This window comes from Streptomyces sp. NPDC031100, from assembly GCF_055570785.1.
Map to the genome: position 1 here is coordinate 67215 of NZ_JBVIGN010000013.1, position 18187 is coordinate 85401.

9 protein-coding genes and 2 pseudogenes are annotated in these 18187 nt (G+C 72.4%); 7 read left to right on the forward strand and 4 right to left on the reverse strand.

Annotation, left to right across the window (positions count from 1 at the left end; all coding sequences use genetic code 11):
- Positions 1 to 11: 11 nt before the first annotated feature.
- The gene (locus ACZ5DS_RS32020; protein ID WP_468245458.1) at positions 12 to 791 is read right to left on the reverse strand and encodes a TVP38/TMEM64 family protein; all 780 of its coding nucleotides are present in this window, start codon (positions 789 to 791) and stop codon (positions 12 to 14) included.
- Positions 792 to 840: 49 nt separating this feature from the next.
- On the opposite strand from ACZ5DS_RS32020, the gene ACZ5DS_RS32025 reads away from it, so the two are divergent.
- The 4 genes and pseudogenes from ACZ5DS_RS32025 to snpA form a co-directional block, all read left to right on the forward strand.
- Positions 841 to 1563, forward strand: a complete 723-nt coding sequence (locus ACZ5DS_RS32025; protein ID WP_468245460.1) for a DNA alkylation repair protein — start codon at positions 841 to 843, stop codon at positions 1561 to 1563.
- Positions 1564 to 1845: 282 nt separating this feature from the next.
- Complete coding sequence (tuf, locus tag ACZ5DS_RS32030) at positions 1846 to 3015, forward strand: elongation factor Tu (RefSeq protein ID WP_468245463.1); 1170 nt, start codon at positions 1846 to 1848, stop codon at positions 3013 to 3015.
- Positions 3016 to 3147: 132 nt separating this feature from the next.
- A complete protein-coding gene (locus ACZ5DS_RS32035) occupies positions 3148 to 3993 on the forward strand; it encodes a spermidine synthase (RefSeq protein ID WP_468245464.1) in 846 nt (281 codons plus the stop codon).
- A 461-nt stretch (positions 3994 to 4454) separates the two neighbouring features.
- Positions 4455 to 5111: pseudogene (gene snpA / locus ACZ5DS_RS32040) on the forward strand (snapalysin); the annotation flags it as partial.
- Between the two features lie 333 nt (positions 5112 to 5444).
- Here snpA and ACZ5DS_RS32045 read toward each other — a convergent pair.
- Entirely contained in the window at positions 5445 to 6461 is a 1017-nt protein-coding gene (locus ACZ5DS_RS32045) for a DUF8017 domain-containing protein (RefSeq protein WP_468245466.1), read from the reverse strand.
- A gap of 149 nt (positions 6462 to 6610) precedes the next feature.
- Between ACZ5DS_RS32045 and ACZ5DS_RS32050 the strand changes: the two genes are divergently transcribed.
- Positions 6611 to 7072 carry a DUF4442 domain-containing protein gene (locus ACZ5DS_RS32050; protein WP_468245469.1) on the forward strand — a complete coding sequence of 154 codons (462 nt, stop codon included), beginning with the start codon at positions 6611 to 6613 and terminating at the stop codon, positions 7070 to 7072.
- Between the two features lie 84 nt (positions 7073 to 7156).
- On the opposite strand, the gene ACZ5DS_RS32055 is transcribed toward ACZ5DS_RS32050, so the two are convergent.
- Entirely contained in the window at positions 7157 to 8041 is an 885-nt protein-coding gene (locus ACZ5DS_RS32055; RefSeq protein WP_468245470.1) for a lamin tail domain-containing protein, read from the reverse strand.
- A gap of 142 nt (positions 8042 to 8183) precedes the next feature.
- Positions 8184 to 8525 (reverse strand): annotated as a pseudogene (locus tag ACZ5DS_RS32060) (hypothetical protein); the annotation flags it as partial.
- Between the two features lie 362 nt (positions 8526 to 8887).
- Between ACZ5DS_RS32060 and ACZ5DS_RS32065 the strand changes: the two are divergent.
- Together ACZ5DS_RS32065 and ACZ5DS_RS32070 are read left to right on the forward strand one after the other, a co-directional pair.
- The gene (locus ACZ5DS_RS32065) at positions 8888 to 10654 is read left to right on the forward strand and encodes a ricin-type beta-trefoil lectin domain protein (RefSeq protein WP_468245472.1); all 1767 of its coding nucleotides are present in this window, start codon (positions 8888 to 8890) and stop codon (positions 10652 to 10654) included.
- Positions 10655 to 11082: 428 nt separating this feature from the next.
- Complete coding sequence (locus tag ACZ5DS_RS32070; protein WP_468245474.1) at positions 11083 to 18186, forward strand: SDR family NAD(P)-dependent oxidoreductase; 7104 nt, start codon at positions 11083 to 11085, stop codon at positions 18184 to 18186.
- Position 18187 lies beyond the last annotated feature (1 nt).

An 18187-nucleotide genomic window follows, 5' to 3' on the forward strand; every position in this document is an offset into this window, starting at 1 on the left:
TCACCGAGTGATCAGCCGGCGCGCAGGTGGTGGCGCTTGCGCCAGGCCACCACCGTGCCGACCAGCGCCGGTACGGCGATGGAGGCCATCGCGATCAGGAAGGCGGGCGAGGTCGGCGCGGAGGCACGGGCGCCGGCGACCGCGTAGGCGGCGGTGTTCGGGATCGAGCCGAGCGCCGTCGCCATCAGGAAGGGCAGCCAGCCCATGCGGGAGACGGCCGCGCAGTAGTTCGCCGCCCAGAACGGCACCCCGGGGAACAGCCGCGCGGCCATCATCGACCGGAACCCGTGCCGGCTCAGCTGCCCGTCGGCCGCCTTCAGCCAGCGGCCCCGCAGCAGCGGCCGCAGCGCGTCCTGCCCCAGCAGCCGGCCAAGGCCGAAGGCCACCCCGGCCCCGAGCACCGTGCCCGCCAGCGCCGTCCCCAGCCCGAGCTGGGAGCCGAACAGCGCCCCCGCGGCCAGGTTCAGCAGCGGGCGCGGTACGAACGCCACCGTGCACAGCCCGTACGCCACCGCGAACACGACCGCCGCGGCGGCCCCGCCCAGCTGCGGCGGCCAGCCGTGCGTCAGCAGCTTCTGCGGCTCGAACATCAGCACACCCGCCGCGGCCCCCGCGAGCAGCGCGAGCAGCAGCGACAGCCGCGCATACGGCGACAGCAGCGCGCGGGTGCAGCGGCCCGCGAACCCCGTGCGGGGCAACGGCGGGACGGGTACGGCCGCGGGGACGGCGAGCTCCGTGGCGGCGGCCCGGGGAGAGGCCGTGGCGGTGCCAGAGCGGTTGGCATCGAGCATCCGGTGACACTAACCGACCGATGTGTGTGATCGCCGTATGGTTCGTCTCATGACCGTCACAGGTGCGGCCCCGCCCGAGGTATCGCGCAGCGCTCTCGCCGATGCCGTGCTGGAGCGGCTGACCGCCACCTACGCGGCCGCTGCCGATGCGGACCGGGCCGTCGCGATGCGGGCGTACATGAAGGACGTGGCGCCCTTCCTCGGTATCCCCACCCCGGCCCGCCGCGCGCTGTCCCGCACGGTGCTGGCCGGCACGCCCCGCCCCGGCGAGGCCGACTGCACGGCGATCGCCCTGCGCTGCTGGCAGCTGCCCGAGCGCGAGTACCAGTACTTCGCCGTGGACTACCTGCGTCGGCACGCGGCCCGCTGCTCCTCCGCCTTCCTGCCCGTCGCCCGGCATCTGATCACCACCGTCTCCTGGTGGGACACCGTCGACCTGCTGGCCGCGCATGTCGTCGGCGCGCTGGCCGCGGCCGACCCCGGGCTCGCGGCCGACATGGACGCCTGGATCAGGGACGACAACCTCTGGGTGGCGCGTACGGCCCTGCTGCACCAGCTCACCTACAAGGAACGCACCGACACCGACCGGCTGTTCGCCTACTGCCTGCTCCAGTCCGGGCACCCCGACTTCTTCATCCGCAAGGCCATCGGCTGGTCCCTGCGCGAGTACGCCAAGACCGACCCGGAAGCCGTGCGGTGCTTCGTGGCGCGGGAGCGGAGCCGGTTCGCCCCCCTGACGGTCCGCGAGGCGCTGAAGAACATCGGCTCCTGAGGGCATCCGCCCTGCGGTCCAGAACTCGCGTACCGCGGAAAACCATTCGACGCCGGACAGACCGTCGGCGATGATCGTCGTCATGTTCCGGTACGCCTTCCTCCTCGCAGCATCCGCCATCGCGGATGCGCCGAAGGCTGCCGTCCCGCTCCTCGTGGCCGCTGTCGACGGCGCCCGAAGCTGACCCTCTCCGGAACGTCCGGCGGACCCCGCAGGGGGAGGGTCGGCCAGTCCTCGGGGTCCCGTATCTTCCGCACGCCTGAGAGGCTTCGAGGTACAGCCATGTCCAAAACGGCATACGTGCGCACCAAGCCGCACCTGAACATCGGCACGATGGGCCACGTCGACCACGGCAAGACCACCCTGACCGCCGCCATCACCAAGGTCCTCGCCGAGCGCGGCACCGGCTCCTTCGTCCCGTTCGACCGCATCGACCGGGCCCCGGAGGAGGCCGCCCGCGGCATCACCATCAACATCGCGCACGTCGAGTACGAGACCGACACCCGGCACTACGCCCATGTCGACATGCCGGGCCACGCCGACTACGTCAAGAACATGGTCACCGGCGCCGCACAGCTCGACGGGGCGATCCTCGTCGTCTCGGCGCTCGACGGGATCATGCCGCAGACCGCCGAGCACGTGCTGCTCGCCCGGCAGGTGGGCGTCGACCACATCGTCGTCGCCCTCAACAAGGCCGACGCGGGCGACGAGGAGCTGACCGACCTGGTCGAGCTGGAGGTCCGCGACCTGCTCACCGCGCAGGGGTACCCGGGGGACGCCGTGCCCGTCGTACGGGTCTCCGGGCTGCAGGCGCTGGAGGGCGACCCGCGCTGGACGGCGTCGATCGAGGCGCTGCTCGACGCGGTGGACACGTACGTGCCGATGCCGGAGCGGTACCTGGACGCGCCGTTCCTGCTGCCCGTCGAGAACGTCCTCACCATTACCGGGCGGGGGACGGTCGTCACCGGCGCGGTCGAGCGCGGGACGCTCCGCCTGGGGGACCGGGTGTCGGTGCTCGGCGCCGACGTGGAGACCGTCGTCACGGGGCTGGAGACCTTCGGCAAGCCGATGGAGGAGGCGCAGGCCGGGGACAACGTGGCGGTGCTGCTGCGCGGTGTGCCGCGGGACGCCGTCCGGCGGGGGCACGTGGTGGCTGCGCCGGGCAGCGTCGTGCCGAGCCGGCGCTTCACGGCGCGGGTCTATGTGCTGTCGGGGCGCGAGGGCGGTCGCACGACGCCTGTGTCCACCGGGTACCGGCCACAGTTCTACATCCGTACGGCGGACGTGGTCGGGGACGTCGACCTTGGGGAGGCGGCGGTCGTCCGTCCCGGGGAGACGGTCGAGATGAGTGTGGAGCTGGGGCGGGAGGTGCCGTTGGAGCCGGGGCTCGGGTTCGCCATCCGTGAGGGTGGGAGGACTGTGGGCGCCGGGACCGTCACCTCTGTCGGCTGAGGGGCCGAAGACCGGAGGGGGTCAGGCGCGTGGGGGACTGCGGGGCCGTTGTGGCTGGTCGGCGCAGTTCCCCGCGCCCCTCCAGGTGGGACCTCGCGCCCGGTGCTGTCCCGTACCGGTGACAATGGGTTCGTGAGTGAAGCCATACCCGTCACCCGGACCGTTGATCACGGCACCGCCAAGCTGATGCCCGATGTCGATCGGGAGCGGGCCTGGCTGCTCACCGTCGACGGGGCGCCGCAGTCGTACGTCGATCTGGATGATCCGGCGTATCTGGAGTTCGAGTACGCGCGGCGGCTCGGGTATGTGCTGGACGCCGTCGCCGAGGAGGGGCGGCCGCTGGATGTGCTGCACCTCGGGGGAGGGGCGCTGACGCTGCCCCGCTATGTGGCCGCCACCCGGCCCGGCTCCCGGCAGGACGTGGTCGAGGCCGACCATGCCCTGCTGGAGCTGGTCGTCGAGCATCTGCCGCTGCCGGAGGGCTCGGGGGTCGCGCTGCACGCCGCGGACGCCCGGGCCTGGCTGGAAGCTGCCCCGGGCGACTCGGCGGACGTACTGATCGCCGACGTGTTCGGCGGCTCACGGGTGCCCGCTCACCTCACCTCGCTCGCGTACGCCCGCGAGGCCGAGCGTGTGCTGCGCCCCGGCGGGGTCTATCTGGCCAACCTCGCCGACGCGGCGCCGTTCGGGTTCCTGCGCTCCCAACTGGCCAATTTCGCGGCCGTGTTCGACGAGCTGGCGCTGATCGCCGAGCCGGGCGTGCTGCGCGGGCGGCGGTTCGGCAACGCGGTGCTCGTCGCCTCGCACCGCACCGTCGACACGGCTGCCGTGGCCCGCCGTACCGCCGCCGACGCGTTCCCCGCCCGGGTCGAACACGGCCCGGCGCTGCGGGACTTCATCGGCGGCGCGCAGCCGGTCCACGACACCGACGCGGTCCCCTCACCCGAGCCCCCCGACGGCGCTTTCGGCATCGGCTGACACGACCGAAGCCGTCGCCTTCCGCTCGGTTCACCGGGTGAAGCGGAAGCTCATGTTCTATGACGTCGGTCACAGCACTCCGTCAAGAACCGGCACGCTTAGTAGATGCAACATGGAAGACATCTAAGGATTTGTCCGTCTTGGCCCGGATGTGGATCCCGCCGCGCGTCCTGGGAATCCCCCGGCCGGCGCGCACGCCCGTTGCCCGGTGATGTAACGCTTCTGACGCCGCGACAGCTTTCCCTCCTGCCCGCCATGTGTGGACCGGAGACCCGTGCACTGCCCTGGCGAGGTCCCGGTACCTACGAGGCGACCTAGTGGTGAGGACCCTTTGCGCTCCCTGTCGAGCCGTTCTAAGAATGACGACCCACAGGACGTCGCCGCAGTTCGGAACCGGTGTTCAGGCAGAGTCGACCGCGCACTGGGCGCTCGGCGTCACCGAGTGAGTAGGAGCCCCCCACATGAACTCGTCCCGAACGTCCGCGAGACTCCTCGCCCTCGCTCTCGGCCTGGGTCTGGCCTCCAGCGCGCTGGGCGCGGCGGTGCCGGCCGGCGCCCAGACGGCCGACACCCCGTCCGCTGCCACCGGTACCTCCGTGGCGCAGTACGCCGGGCCGGTTGAGGAGGCCGCGAACAACAAGGCGTTCTTCGAGGCCCTGCTCAAGTCCGTTGCCGAGAAGCGCGCCGCCCAGCCGAACGCGCAGGCGGTGACTGTCTACTACAACGCCTCCCAGGCGCCGAGCTTCCGTTCGCAGATAGCGAGCGCAGCCTCGATCTGGAACAGCTCCGAGTCCAACGTCAAGCTCCAGGAGGCGTCGAGCGGTGGTGCCGACTTCTCCTACCGCGAGGGCAACGACCCGCGCGGGTCATACACCTCCACCAACGGCCACGGAAGTGGCTACGTCTTCCTCGACTACACCCAGAACCAGCAGTACGACTCGGTCCGCGTCGTCACCCACGAGACCGGGCACGTGCTGGGCCTGCCGGACGACTACGGCGGGCCGTGCAGTGAGCTGATGTCGGGCGGCACCGCCGGCCCGTCCTGCACCAATCGCTACCCGAACGTCACCGAGCGCTCGCGTGTCGACCAGCTGTGGGCCAACGGACTCGCGCAGGCCCCGGGCACGGCACGATCACCCGAAACCGCCGGCCCGGTCGCAGGCGGTGTCGCCGGTGGGGGCGAGGCGCCGATCAGAGGCGATGCCCAGGCCCCCGGCACGCCCGCGATCACGGCGCCGGCACCCGCACCCGTCGTGATCCGTATTGGCTGATCCCACGGCAACAGCGGATCACCCGGCAGTACGCACAGCCCGAACACTGTCGTGACAGATGTAGATCTGGCTGTTCTGCGCCCTGAACCCAGAACGCAGCGGTCCTGGCCAGACAGCTCCGTAGGAGGGAGTAGTTGCGGCCCGCCCCGTCGAGGCGGGCCGCAACGTCCGTGGTCCGCGTCACTCGGTCGGGGTTCCGTGGAGCCGGACGGTGCTGAGGACCTTGAGGACGGTCGCCCTGGGGACTGCCCCGTCCACGCCCTTGGCGCCGTAGAAGTTGAACGACACGTAGTCGTCGGCGGAGTTCTTGAAGCCGAACGTGAGCGCCTGTCCGTCGCTCGCGCACTTGCCCTTCCTCGGCGTGTGGGTCGACTGGGCCCAGGCGTAGCTGCCCTGGATCCCCGAGGCCGTCTTGAACGGCGTGGTCTTCTTGGCGAAGGAGATGCTCTTCTTGTCGGGCTGGGTGTAGCCGCCGTAGACCCACCAGGGGGGCGTGTTGATCGCGATCTCGTCGGTGTCCTTGGCGCCGCTGGCGCCCTTGCTGCCCACCACGGCGAGCGCGGTGTCGCTGGTGCGGCCGTCCTTGTCGTCGTCGGAAGTGCACCACTTCGACTTGTACTCGGCGGTGCCCGTCATGTTGATGCTCTTGTCCTTCTCGTTCGGGAGATCGAACCCGATGGTGAGGCCGGGCGACTGGACCTCCCAGTCCGCGGGCACGTCGTAGGCGACGCCCCAGCGGGGGTTCACCACGACCTTCCAGCCCGCAATGGTGGGCTTCTCGGTCTCGTTGCCGCGCGGGTTGTCGTCCGACCCGGAGGCGGACGCACTCGGATCGGTGGACGCGGACGCGGACGTGGACGGTTTGTTCGGCCTGTCGGCCTCGTCCTTCTTGTCCTTGCCGTTCAGGACCAGGAACCCGGTCACACCGGCGGCCACCACCACGGCCGCGGCGGCCACGATCGCGACGACCTTCGTCCGGTTCCCGCCGCCTCCGGCGCCGCCCGGCGAGGGCTGCGGGGCGCCCGCGGGTGCCGGCGGACCCCACTGCGGCTGCTGGGCGTAGGGGCCAGGCTGTTGGTAGCCCGGCTGCTGGTAGCCGGGCTGTTGGTACGGATTCGGCTGTTGGTACCCCGGCTGCTGGTAAGGGTTGTTCTGCGGGTTCTGCTCGCCCCCGGGCGGCTGCTGTCCTGGCCACATGGGCGCCCACACTAGCGGCGCCAGGGACACGATTCGGTCACTGCCCCTCGCCAGGGCTGTTGCGACTCGGGGTCAGGGCGGTGGCTCATCTCATCCGCTGCCGCCACGGCTCTGGTCAGCCGCTGCTACTCATGAGTAACATGAGGGGTATGAGCGCAGACCAGATGTCGATCGGCGACATGCTCGTCGCCACCGTGCCCATGGCCCGGACCCTGAACCTGGAGTTCCTGGAGACCTCTCCGGAGCAGGCCGTGGTGTCCCTGCCGGACCAGGGCGAGTACCACAACCACGTGGGCGGCCCGCACGCCGGTGCGATGTTCACGCTCGGGGAGTCCGCGAGCGGCGCCATCGTCCTGGCCGCGTTCGGGGACCAGCTCTCGCGTGCCGTGCCGCTCGCCGTGCGGGCCGAGATCGCCTACAAGAAGCTGGCGATGGGCGCCGTCACCGCGACCGCGACACTGGGCCGCCCGGCCGCCGAGGTCGTGGCCGAGCTGGACGCGGGGCAGCGCCCCGAGTTCCCGGTGGCGATCGAGATCCGGCGCGCGGACGGGGCCGTGACGGGCGAGATGAACGTTCTCTGGACACTTCGGCCGATCGACCAGGAGAAGTGAGCCGCGGGCCGTTGCGGGTCCCGTAATCCCTCCCCGGAGGTGAGCAATGCTCGCTCCGGGGGCGGGGGCTTCGGCTGTTCTGGTTCAGTTGTAGGTGCAGTACTGCCAGCCCTGGTGCTCGTGATCGTCGTAGGAGCAGTTCGACAGGCGCCGGTTGCTGCTGTCGGACAGGAACCCGGACGACTTCCGGTTCGGCCAGAAGTACGACGTACGGTTCATGTACAGGGTGCTCGTCGTGTTCGTGCCCTTTCCGGTGCGCACGGTGACGGTCTTCCCGGCCTTGAGGGTGAACGTGGGCAGCTTGTACAGGCTGTCGACGCCGTTGTAGATCGTGTCCCCGCCGATCTTCACGTCCTTGGTGCCGTAGTTCTTCAGCTGCACGTACTCGGCGTTCAGGCTGGAGTTGCTGCGGGTGTCAGCGCCCGGCGAGTCGGAGTACACCTTGGACAGGCGGACCGTGGAGCGGCTGTAGCCGGAGCAGAAGCTGTCCGCGTACTTGGGACCCTTGTGCACGTCGTAGCCGTAGTCGGGGACCGGGTTGAGCATGCAGCCGATGCCGTACAGTTCGTGGTTCGCGGGCATGAGGGCGAGCTGCTTGTAGAAGACCCCGAACTCGTGGTTCCACGCGTAGTAGTTGGGCAGCTTGGGCCGGTTTCCGATGGTGACGACCATCGTCTTCCTGGGCGCCAGCTTGGTGCCCGGGCCGAAGTTCATGTCGTATCTGACGCCGTTGTCCTGGTCGAGGGTCGCCAGCGTGGCACCGCCGAGGTCGACTGTTGTGGTGCCGGTGTTCTTGAACTGTACGTACGTGTTCGTGTCGTTCGACGACGGGTCCCACCAGTGGACGGACACGAACCGGATCGCGGCGACGTCGTCGGTGGTGGGGGTGCCGGTGGCGTGTGCGGGTGCGGTGATGCCGAGGGCGGCAGTGACGGCGGTGAGTGCGGCCATGGCCGTGCGGTTCTTCAAGGAGTCCTCCCTGAGGATGAATGATGCTCAGCTGCGAGCGGACGGACAGTACACACAGCGTTGAAGCAGTCCGTGGCCGCTTCCGGATGCTGGATACGACGAAACCCGTGCCGGTTCCGGTTCGTTCGGGAGGCGAGGTCGTGGCCACGAACTCCGTGAGCCGGCCCCTGAACTCGGGGCCGAGGTCCGGGCGTGCGCAGGCCAGGCGGACCACCGTGCGCAGATAGTCGGCCTTGTCGCCCGTGTCGTAGCGCAGGCCGTCGAAGACGACCCCGTGCACCATGCCGGTGGCGGCCAGGTCCATGCGGCGGAGCAGGGTCTCGCGCGGGTCGATCAGGTCGTCGCCGAGCAGGACGGCGAAGGGCTGGTTCCCGACGTGGTGGCGGGCGCACAGGACGGCGTGGCCGAGGCCGAGCGGGTCGCCCTGGCGGATGTGGTGGATGTCCGCGAGCCGAGCGGGATCGCGTACGGCGTCCAAGCGCACGGGAAGTTGGAGATTTCGTGTGCCATCCGGCTTTCGGTGTGCACAAGTTGACCGTTGTGCAACCCGCGCATCGCAGACGCCTGCCGATACCGCCGGTAACTGTCGTGTATTTCCACGACTTTGAAGTGGGGTCATTCGAGCTTCTTGTTTCCTGTGAGGCGCGTGTGCGAAGGTGAGCCTCCCCATGAGAGGGCAAAGGTCAGGACCGAACGGGAAGGCCGGCCCTCATAGGTATGCACCAATCAGGCACTGTTTTCCGACGGGACGCCATTTCGGATGCCGTCCTGCGACTGGAAAGGAAATGGTGTTCCGTGCAGTCCCCCCACCCCCCACGCCCGCCGTTCCCGCCACGCCCCGGTTCCATGCCGGGGGAGTCCGACCGCAATCTCGTCACCCAGCTGGCCGGACGGGGTGACGGCCGCCATCACGCCGTCGCCCTGCTGCTCGCCCGGCACTGGCGGGCCACTCGCGACTACGCGATCGTCTGCCTGGCCGCCGCCGGGCCTCCGGCGCAGCTCGTGGCCACGTACGCCTTCCATCAGGTGCTCGGCCGGCTGGCGGGCGGAGCCGCGGGCGGTGCCCTGCGTCCGCAGCTGCTGGTCGCGGTCCGCGAGACGGTCCGCGTCTGGGCCGGCGACGAGGGCGCCTGCGTAGTCGTACCGGAATTGCGCAAACCCACCGGTGGCCGCGGTCTGCGCGCCGCGTCGACCGCCACGCCCGTAAGGCGGCAACTCGCCGAACGCGCATTCCAGTCCCTCCCCAGCGCCTCCCAATGTCTTCTGTGGCATACCGAGGTCGAGGCCGACCCCATAAACATACCCGCTGGTCTGTCGGGGATCGACACGGCCACCGCGGCGACCGCCCTGGAACAGGCCCGCGAGCAATTCCGGGCCGGCTGCGTACGCGCACACCGGGAACTCGCGCCGTCCAGGGAATGCCGCTTCTACAACCGCCTCCTGGACGTCCCCATTCGCCGCGGCGGCTCCCTGCTCCCGGATGTGCAGCATCATCTGTCGTCCTGCCGGCACTGCCGCCACGCCGCCGAACAGCTCGGTCATTTCGAGGGGAGCCTGGACGTCCTGCTCGCCGAGACCGTGCTCGGCTGGGGCGCCCGCCGCTATCTCGACTCCCGCCCCGGCCGCGGCGCCCCGGAGGAGTGGCCGTCCGCACCCCGGGACCAAGGCCCGGCGGTCGGCGGCCGGCACCGCACACTGCCCGAGGGCAGACGCCGTACGGCCCTGGCGGTCGGCGTCGGCCTCACCTCGCTCGCGCTGCTCGCGACCGTGCTCGTGGCCAAGGGCTGGTCCGATGACAACGCTGTCCCGGGATCCGGTGCCACCTGGGGTGCCCCCGTCGGCCACCCCGCCCGGCCCGGCGCCACCGCCGCCGGCAGCGAGCGGCCCTCCGTCGCCTCCCCGTCCGCCGCCTCGGTCGGCGAGCCCGTCGAGGTGGCCCACGGCAGGCTGCGCAGCCTCGCCTCCGGCCGCTGTCTGGACGTGAGCGGGGGAAGGGTCGCGGCGGGCGCCGGTGTCCTGCTGGCGGAGTGCTCGTCCGCCGGGTCGCAGCAGTGGTCGTACCAGGAGGACGGGTTGCTGCGCAGCGCCGTCGATCCCACCCTCTGCCTGGCCGCCGAACCCGGGGCGCGGAGCGTCATGGTGTCCCGCTGCGTCGGGCACGCGGGCACGGTGTCGTACGACCTCACGGTCGGGGGCGAACTTCTGCTCCGGGGGCCCAAGGGGCTCGCCCTCGCCCCGGACTCCGGTGACTCGTCGGCGCGCGTGGTGGTCGCGGCCCGCGACGGGTCCGGCGGACAGCGATGGGTTCTGGAACCGGGGGTGGCGGCTCAACAGCAGCCTGCCCCGCCGGACCCCGTACGGCCCGAGCCCTCGAAGCGGGCCGACGAGCAGCCGCCCGGGCGATCGGGCGAGAAGCCCCCGTGGGAGCTGCCGGGGCAGGGGGGCGAGGGGGCAGAGCCGGAGTACGAGACCCGGGTCGCCCAGGTCGGTGCCCACGAGGATCCCCGGCCGGCGGAATCCGGCCCGCCCGAGGGTCCGGTGGGCCGGATCGTCTCTCCGGTCGTGGGTACCGTCGCCTCCCTACCGACCGCTGTCGGCCTGCCGCTCGGCTGACGTCCGAGGGCCACCGAGGCAGGTGGCCCTCGCTCGCCGTCCCCGGGCCGTGCCGCCCTCCGGTCGTCCGGTCCGCCGGGATCGAGCCACCGGGCGGACGTCATCCGGAATTTACGGAAACCGGGATCGTGTTCCGACATGTTGCCGCCGGGTGAGGGCGCGGTGAATGCACCTGCCTGTCGGCGGGTCTGAGGCGTGTGCCGAGGCGGCCCCCGGGACCCGTGCGGCCCTGCCACCGCAGGGGATTGATCGGATTTTCGGCGCTTGTGGAGGAATTCGGAGCGCTGGCCGAATCAATGCCCCCGCCCGCGAAATGGACGCGGCGTTATTGACCCGCGAGTAAGCACCTCGCTAGGTTCCGGTGGCCGCACCAGAGTGTCCTGCCGCACACCCCCCACCGTGCTGTCTTGCCGATTCTTCGGAGCATCATGACCTCCCCTGTGCGCGCCCACGACCTGATCCTTTGTCTCACCCCCTTCGGAGAACCCGACGCCGGGCTCGCCGCGGCCGCCTGCGGTGCCGGCGCCCTCGGAATCCTCGACCTCGGGAACGGCGACCGAAGATCCCGCGAGGAGCTGAACCGGCTGAGGAAGGCGGCGCCGGGGCCCTTCGGAGTGCGGGTGACCGGGCGTTGCGCCCTGGACCCCAGCGCGTTGGGCGGTGCCCCCGACACCGTCGTCCTGGCCCCGGATGCGCTCTGGAACCCCGGCGAAGTCGCCGCACAGCACCGGGTGTTGGCCGAGGTGACGGACCTGGACCAGGCGCGGGAAGCGGTCCGTGCCGGGGCTCAGGGGCTGATCGCGCGAGGTGCCGAGAGCGGCGGCCGGGTCGGCGGGCTGAGCACCTTCATGCTGCTCCAACTCCTCCTTTCCGGCGACGAGTTGAACGTCCCGGTCTGGGCCTGTGGAGGCATCGGGCCGCGTACGGCGGCGGCCGCCGTGGCCGGTGGCGCGGCCGGTGTCGTCCTCGACAGCCAGCTGGCCCTGCTGGCCGAGTCGGGGCTGCCGGAGGCGGTCCGGGCCGTGCTGCGCCCCCTGGACGGTTCCGAGACGGTGGTCATCGCCGGACACCGGGTGCTGCGCCGGCGCGGCCCCGACACCCCACCCCCACCGCCCGACGACACCGCCTCGGTCGCGTCCCTGCTCGGCGCGCGGGACCTGCGCCGCCAACTCCTGCCGGTGGGCCAGGACGGCTTCCTCGCCGCACGGTTCGCCGAGCGGTGGGGGGATGTACGGCGGACGGTGCGGGAGGTGCGAGCGGCGATACGGGAGGTCGTGGCGGCGGCGGAGACGAACGGTGCCGAGCCCGTGGAGCGGGTTGGTGCCGCGTCGACGGGGTCGGTCGGCGGCGGGTCGGTGGAGTCGCCCGGTGTCGGCCCCGTGGAACCGGTCGGCGGCGGACCGGCGGAGTCGACCGGTGCCGGACCCGTGGGGTCGGTCGGCGGCGGACCGCTGGAGCCGTTCGGCGGCGGACCCGTCGAGCCCGTCGGCCGTGGGTTCGTGGGATCGGGCCACCGCGGCCCCGCTCGCGCTCTGCGGGCCGGCTCGCCCATGAGCCGGGCGCTCGGTACCCGGCTGCCGGTCGCGCAGGGGCCCATGACGCGGGTCAGTGACCAGGCGGCTTTCGCCGCCGCCGTCGCCGAGGACGGTGCGCTGCCCTTCCTGGCGCTGGCCCTGGCCGACGGCGAGCGGACCCGCTCCCTGCTGACCGAGGCGCGTGCCGTGCTCGACGGGCGGCCCTGGGGCGTCGGCGTGCTCGGATTCGCGCCCGAGGACATCAGGAACGCCCAGCTCGAAGCCGTACGGGAACTGCGCCCCACGCACGCGATCATCGCCGGCGGACGCCCCGCCCAGGCCGAGGCGCTGGAGCGGGCCGGCATCCGCACCTTCCTGCACGTGCCCTCGCCGGGGCTGCTGCGGCAGTTCCTGCAGGCCGGTGCGCGCAGGTTCGTGTTCGAGGGCTCCGAATGCGGCGGGCATGTCGGACCGCGGGCGTCCTTCCCGCTCTGGGAGGCCCAACTCGCCGTACTGGAAGACTTCCTGGCCGATGCCGATACGAAGTCCGCGCGGCAGCTGGAGGTGTTCTTCGCCGGCGGGATCCACGACGAGCGGTCCGCCGCGATGACCGCCGCCCTGGCCGCACCTCTCACCGCCCGGGGCGCCGCCGTCGGCGTACTCATGGGCACCGCCTACCTGTTCACCGAGGAGGCCGTGACGCACGGCGCGATCCGGCCGCTGTTCCAACGGCAGGTCCTGACCGCCACCACGACCGCCCTGCTGGAGACCGCCCCCGGCCACGCCACCCGCTGCGTCCCCAGCCCCTTCACCGCCGACTACCGTGAGCGCGAAGCCGGGTTACGCGCGTCCGGCCTGCCCGACCGCGAGGTGTGGGAGACGCTGGAGCGCCTCAACGTGGGGCGGCTGCGCATCGCCAGCAAGGGCGTCGAGCGGTCCGCACAGGGCGAGTTGACGGACGTGGACGAGGAACGGCAGCTCAGCGACGGGATGTTCATGGCCGGCGAGGTCGCCGTGCTCCGCTCGACGACCACCACCCTCGCGGCCCTGCACCACGCGGTCACCGACGGCGCCGCCGACCTCCTCGCCGCCCGGGCCGCGCGGCAGACCGCCGGCCCGGCCCAGGAGCCGGCACCCCCCGCCCCGCTCGACATCGCCGTGGTCGGCATGGCCTGCATGTTCCCGCAGGCCCCCGACCTCGCCACCTTCTGGGCCAACATCGTCACCGGACACGACGCGGTCACCGAGGTCCCGCCCGACCGCTGGGACCCCGCCGTGCACCACGAGAGCGGCAGCACGGCCTCGAAATGGGGCGGCTTCCTGCCCCGTATCCCCTTCGACCCGCTGCGCTACGGCATCCCGCCCGCCTCCCTCGGCAGCATCGAGCCGGTCCAGCTGCTGTCCCTGGAGGCCGCGCGCCGGGCCCTGGACGACGCCGGATACGGCGATGGGGGAAGGGAGTTCGACCGCTCGCGGACCTCCGTCGTCTTCGGCGCCGAGGCGGGCAGCGACCTGTCCAACGCGGCCACGCTGCGGGCCGTCCTCCCGTCGTACTACGGCAAGGTCCCCGACGGTCTGGAGGAGCAGCTGCCCCGGCTGACCGAGGACTCCTTCCCCGGCATGCTCGCCAACGTCATCTCCGGCCGGATCGCCAACCGTCTGGACCTCGGCGGCGCCAACTACACCGTCGACGCGGCCTGCGCCTCCTCCCTCGCCGCGCTCGACGTCGCCTGCAAGGAACTCGTCTCCGGCAGCAGTGACGTCGTGCTGTGTGGCGGGGCCGACCTGCACAACGGCATCAACGACTTCGTCCTGTTCTCCTCGGTGCACGCCCTCTCGCCGACCGGCCGCTCCCGCGCCTTCGACGGCAGCGCGGACGGCATCGCGCTCGGCGAGGGCGTGGCCTGCGTGGTGCTCAAGCGACTCGCGGACGCCGAACGCGACGGCGACCGCGTCTACGCCGTGATCAAGGGCCTCGGCTCCGCCAGCGACGGCCGCTCCCGCGGCCTGACCGCACCCCGCCCCGAAGGACAGCGGGCCGCGCTGCTGCGCGCCTACCGCAACGCCGGCGTCTCGCCTGCCGAGGTCGGCCTGGTCGAGGCGCACGGTACCGGCACGGTCGTCGGGGACCGTACCGAACTCACCGTACTCAGCGAGGTGTTCGCCGAGGCGGGCGCCGAAACCGGCACCTGCGCGCTCGGCTCGGTCAAGTCGCAGATCGGGCACGCCAAGTGCGCCGCCGGACTCGCCGGGCTGATCAAGACCACCCTCGCCCTGTACACCGGCGTCAGGCCGCCCACCCTCCACCTGGACCAACCCAATCCTGCCTGGTCGGAGGAGGACAGCCCGTTCGCCTTCCACACGCGTGCCCAGCCCTGGGCGGCGCCCGCCGCTGAACGCCTCGCCGGGGTGAGCGCGTTCGGCTTCGGCGGGACCAACTTCCATGTGGTGGTGGGGGCGCACGGCGACGCCGTACCGCCGCAGCAGACCCTGGACGCCTGGCCCGCCGAGCTGTTCCTGTTCCGCGGGAAGGACACGGCGTCGGCTCGCCGGGACGTCGAGGAGATGTTGCGGGCCGCCGATTCCGACGGCCGCCCCTGGCGCCTGCGCGACCTCGCACTCGCCGCCGCCCGGCGCGCGGACACCTCTCACGAACCGGTGCGGGCCGCGGTCGTGGCCCGCGATGTGGACGAGTTGATCGGGCAGTTGCGACGCGTCCTCGCCGGGGAGCACGACCCGGCGGCCGGAATCCGCGTCGCGGGGCGCACCTCGGCCGGCCCGTCCGCACCGGCGCCCAGCGCTCAGGCCGGCGATCCCGTCGCCGGTGACGCCAAGGTCGCCTTCCTCTTCCCCGGCCAGGGCAGCCAGCGGCCCGGCATGCTAGCCGACCTGCTGGTCGCCCTGCCCGAACTGCGGCACTACCTGGACCTCGGCCGCGCGCACGCCGACACCCTGTACCCACCCGCCGCCTTCGACGAAGCCGCCCGCGACCGTCGCCGGGCCGCCCTCACCGACACCCGGGCCGCACAGCCCGCACTCGGCATCACGGGCCTCGCCGCCCACGCCTTCCTCACCACCGCGGGCGTCCATCCGGACCTCGCGGCCGGACACAGCTACGGCGAACTGGTCGCCCTGAGCGCGGCCGGAGCCCTCGACCCCGAGACTCTGCTGGAGCTGAGCGGCGAGCGCGCGAGCGCGATCCTGGCGGCCGCCGGAGACGAACCCGGCACCATGGCCGCCGTCGGAGCCGGTGCCGAGGACGTCGTACGCGCACTGCGCGCCGCGGGCGCGCCCGAGTCGGTCGTCGTCGCCAACCACAACTCGCCCGAGCAGTCCGTGATCTCGGGCCCCACGGCCGAAGTCGACATCGCCGTACGCCTGTTGCGCGCGGCCGGCCTCGGCGCCCGCCGTATCCCGGTCGCCTGCGCCTTCCACAGCCCGGTGGTGGCCGCCGCCGGGGAGCGGTTCGCCGAAGTCCTCGCGGACAAGACGGTACGGGCACCCGAGTTCCCCGTCTGGGCCAACCGCACCGCCGCCCCGTACCCGCCCGACGCCGACGCCGTACGCGGCGAACTCGCCGCCCAGATCGGCGCACCGGTCGCCTTCGCCGCACAGATCGAGGCGATGTACGAGGCCGGCGCCCGGATCTTCGTGGAGGCGGGTCCCGGCACCGTGCTCACCCGGCTCGTCGGCCAGATCCTCGGCGACCGTCCGCACCGCACCGTCGCCTGCGAGCCCCGCGCCGACAGCGGCCTGACCGGCTGGCTCGACGCCCTCGCCCACCTGGCCGTCGCGGGGCTGCCGGTGCGCACCGCCTGGCTCCACAGGGGCCGCGACTCCGTCGACGCGCTCCGGACACCGGAGCCGCAGCGGCCCGGCTGGACGGTCGACGGACATCTCGTCCGCACCGCCGACGGAGCACTCCTCCCCGGTGCCCTCGCACCGGCCCGACGAGTCGTGGAGACGACCGTGACGACGAACCCGCAGGACGGCGCCCCGACCGACCGGGACGCGCTGATCTCCGAATTCCTGCGCACCAGCCGGGAGATGATCGCCGCCCAGCGCGATGTGCTCCTCACCTATTTCGGCGCGGCGCCCGGAACGACCCCGACGGCACCCGCCGCTTCTGCCTCGCCTCCGCAGACCGTGCTCCCCGCCGCTTCTGCCTCGCCTCCGCAGACCGTGCTCCCCGCCGCCTCCTCCGAACCTGCCGCCACGACCGGGCACGACATCGACCGCGTCGTCCTGGAGATCATCAGCGAGCGCACCGGCTACCCCGTCGACATGATCGAGCCCGGCCTCGACCTGGAGGCGGATCTGAGCATCGACTCGATCAAACGGGCCGAGATAGCGGGCGAACTCGCCCGACGCCTGGGGATGGCGGGCGGGGCGGAGGTCCTGGACGACGCGGAACTGGAGGAGCTGGCCAAGGCGCGTACGGCGGCGGCGGTGACGGCCTGGCTGACGGCGCGGGTCGGCGGGACAGCCGGGGCTGATCAGGAAGCCGATCGGGCAGCTGCTGCCGGGCAGGTGCAGAAGCCCCTCGGCGACGCCCCGAAGCGCTGCGAGCTGCGTCCGGTGTCGCTCCCGCCGCCATCGGCCGACCCGGCAGCCACCCTCTGCGGCAACCGGTTCGTCCTCGTCGGTGACGGCGGGGGAGCGGCGGCCGAGATCACGGCACGGCTGCGGGCGCACGGCGCCGACACGGTGACCGTCGGCCAGGGCCATCTCCTCGACGAGGCCGACGGCAGGGCCGACGGCGTCCTGTACCTGGGCGCACTCCCCGGTCCGGAGCTTCCCGTACTGCCCGAGGCCTTCCCCGTCCTCCAGGCGGCCCTGGTGCGCGCCCCGCGCAGCCTGCTGGCCGTCCAGCCGGCCGACGGCGAGGCAGCGGCTCGGGCCGCCGGTCTCCACGGCCTCTTCCGCACTATCGCCCGGGAGTACCCCGACATCCGCGCCCGGCTCGTCACCGTCCCCGACACCGCTCCCACGGCCGTGGCCGACGCCCTGCTCACCGAGCTGCTCGCGCCGGAGACGGCCCCCGTCGTCCTGCGCACGGCCGCCGGGGAGCGGCACGGTCTCGAGCTGGAGCCCGCGCCCCTGGGACCGCTCGGCAGCACCGGTGCGGGACCCGCCGGGGACGGCGCCGCCGAGGCCGCCGCGCTCGGCCTCGACCGGGACTCCGTGGTGCTGCTGGTCGGCGGCGCCCGGGGCATCACGGCGCGGTGCGCCGCCGCACTGGCCGCGGCGAGCCGCTGCCGCATCGAACTGGTCGGCCGTACGCCTGCGCCCACCGCGTCCGAGTCTCCCGGGACCGTTGCCGCCCGTACCGCCGTCGAACTGCGCGCCACTCTCGCCAGGACCGGCTCTTTGACGCCCGCAGAGGTCAACCGTGCCGCCGAACTGATCCTCGCCCAGCGGGAGATCACCGCGACCCTCGCCGAACTCGCCGCCCTCGGCAGCAAGGCCCGCTACCGCTCGGTGGACTTCCGCGAGCAGGACGCCGCACTGCAGGCGGTCAAGGAGATCCACGCCGAACACGGCCGGCTCGACGGGGTCGTCTTCGCCGCCGGGGTGATCGAGGACCGGCTGATCGCCGAGAAGAGCCCCGAGTCCTTCCGGCGCGTGTACGGCACGAAGACGGCCGGGGCCGCCGCCCTGCTCGCCGCGCTGGAAGACCTGCCCGACGGGCCGGGATTCACGGTGCTGTTCGGCAGCATCGCCGCCGTCCTCGGCAACCGTGGCCAGGCCGACTACGCCGCCGCCAACGACGCCCTGGAACGCCTCGGCGCCGACTGGGCCGAGCGCACCGGCCACCGCGCGCTCACCGTCCACTGGGGACCCTGGGCGCCCTCCGGCATCCACAGCGGCATGGTCGGCGAGGAACTCGGCCGGGAGTACGCCCGCCGCGGGGTGAAGCTGATCGACCCGGAGGAGGGCACCGCGGCCCTGCTCCGGGAACTCGCCTGGGGCGACCGCTCCGCCCGCGCCGTCGTCTACACCGCCTCGGGCTGGTGAG

Bases quoted from the DNA above. Each gene is read 5' to 3' on its own strand.
- ACZ5DS_RS32025 (WP_468245460.1), top strand. From the start codon at position 841: ATGACCGTCACAGGTGCGGCCCCGCCCGAGGTATCGCGCAGCGCTCTC.
- ACZ5DS_RS32020 (WP_468245458.1), bottom strand. From the start codon at position 791: ATGCTCGATGCCAACCGCTCTGGCACCGCCACGGCCTCTCCCCGGGCC.
- ACZ5DS_RS32050 (WP_468245469.1), top strand. From the start codon at position 6,611: ATGAGCGCAGACCAGATGTCGATCGGCGACATGCTCGTCGCCACCGTG.
- tuf (WP_468245463.1), top strand. From the start codon at position 1,846: ATGTCCAAAACGGCATACGTGCGCACCAAGCCGCACCTGAACATCGGC.
- ACZ5DS_RS32065 (WP_468245472.1), top strand. From the start codon at position 8,888: ATGCCGGGGGAGTCCGACCGCAATCTCGTCACCCAGCTGGCCGGACGG.
- ACZ5DS_RS32070 (WP_468245474.1), top strand. From the start codon at position 11,083: ATGACCTCCCCTGTGCGCGCCCACGACCTGATCCTTTGTCTCACCCCC.
- ACZ5DS_RS32045 (WP_468245466.1), bottom strand. From the start codon at position 6,461: ATGTGGCCAGGACAGCAGCCGCCCGGGGGCGAGCAGAACCCGCAGAAC.